The following is a 1,013-nucleotide window of genomic DNA, read 5'->3' as shown; positions in this document are numbered from 1 at the left end:
CGTGTCTGCGGTGGTCGAACAAATCGCTGTGGCGGGGCAGGAGCAAAGCGCGGGTATCGAGCAGATCAACCAGGCGGTGTCCCAGATGGACACGGTGACACAGCAAAATGCCGCCCTGGTCGAAGAAGCTGCCGCTGCAGCTGCCGCGCTGCAGGATCAGGCCGAGCGGCTGAGCAGCGTGGTTGGCGTGTTCAAAGTCGAGGAGGGCGCCAGCCCTACCACGGCGCTGGCGCCGCGCGCCTCCTCCGTCCCACGCCTGACGCAGCAGGAAGTAGCTTAGCTGGTTGCGATGCGCACGGCAGTTAGCAGGACGCCGATAAACATGCTCACGCCGATCAACGCGGCGCCAATCACATAGGCAGGCTTGAGCGCAGTCGCATCGCGCTCATAATCGCTGCGGCGGCGCAGTCCGATAAAGGACCAGGCAACGGCGGTCATCGTTTCGCCGAAAGAGCGTTTGGCTGGGGTATTCATCTGAAGCTCCTTTCTCGTTGCTACCATTCTGCTGCCGGCGCACCGCGAAAAAAAGACTCAGATCGGCTGGGAATCGACCGTATCAGATGTGGAGATTGGTGAGTTTATTCGGTCAGATTTGTCCTACATTGATCTGGTAGACCCATCCCAGCGGAGATTTCGCCATGCAATACGAGGACAGCCCGACCCTGCCGGACCTGCGCGCCCGCATCAGCGAACTGGACGAAGAAATGGCACTCAACGAAGTCGCCCTCCGAACCGCTGAAATGGCCGGCGGCCGCACCCTCGCGCTCCAAGCCCGCAAACAGCGCATCGCCGTCATCATCTCCGAACTCCGAGCGCAAGAACAAGCGGCGGGTGGCAGCGCTTAGCGATGCGGCAGCTGTCGCCTGCGGATTCAACCGGTCGACGCAACACTATAAACTGCTTAGGCAGGAGGAGTGTTGCCATGAAACGCAAGCCACGAATCTATTACACTGACGAGCAGAAGGCATTGATGTGGGAACGCTGGCGTCAAGGTGAATCTCTGCAGCATATTG

At 60.0% G+C, this 1,013-nt stretch carries 2 protein-coding genes and 1 pseudogene; 2 read left to right on the top strand and 1 reads right to left on the bottom strand.

What is annotated here, in order from left to right:
* Nucleotides 1-280 (top strand): annotated as a pseudogene (locus AB4Z11_RS32620) (methyl-accepting chemotaxis protein); the annotation flags it as partial.
* Here AB4Z11_RS32620 and AB4Z11_RS32615 read toward each other — a convergent pair.
* Complete coding sequence (locus AB4Z11_RS32615) at nt 277-474, bottom strand: DUF2970 domain-containing protein (protein WP_442030447.1); 198 nt, start codon at nt 472-474, stop codon at nt 277-279. The pseudogene AB4Z11_RS32620 and the gene AB4Z11_RS32615 sit on opposite strands and share 4 nt — an antisense overlap.
* 164 nt (nt 475-638) lie before the next feature.
* Between AB4Z11_RS32615 and AB4Z11_RS32610 the strand changes: the two genes are divergently transcribed.
* Nucleotides 639-845, top strand: a complete 207-nt coding sequence (locus AB4Z11_RS32610) for a hypothetical protein (RefSeq protein WP_442030445.1) — start codon at nt 639-641, stop codon at nt 843-845.
* The last annotated feature ends 168 nt before the right edge of the window (nt 846-1,013 follow it).

This window comes from Pseudoduganella sp. RAF53_2 (assembly GCF_052113985.1).
Lineage (GTDB): Bacteria > Pseudomonadota > Gammaproteobacteria > Burkholderiales > Burkholderiaceae_D > Rugamonas.
The sequence above is the reverse complement of the archived record's forward strand: the minus strand, read 5'-3'. Positions and strand labels throughout refer to the sequence as shown.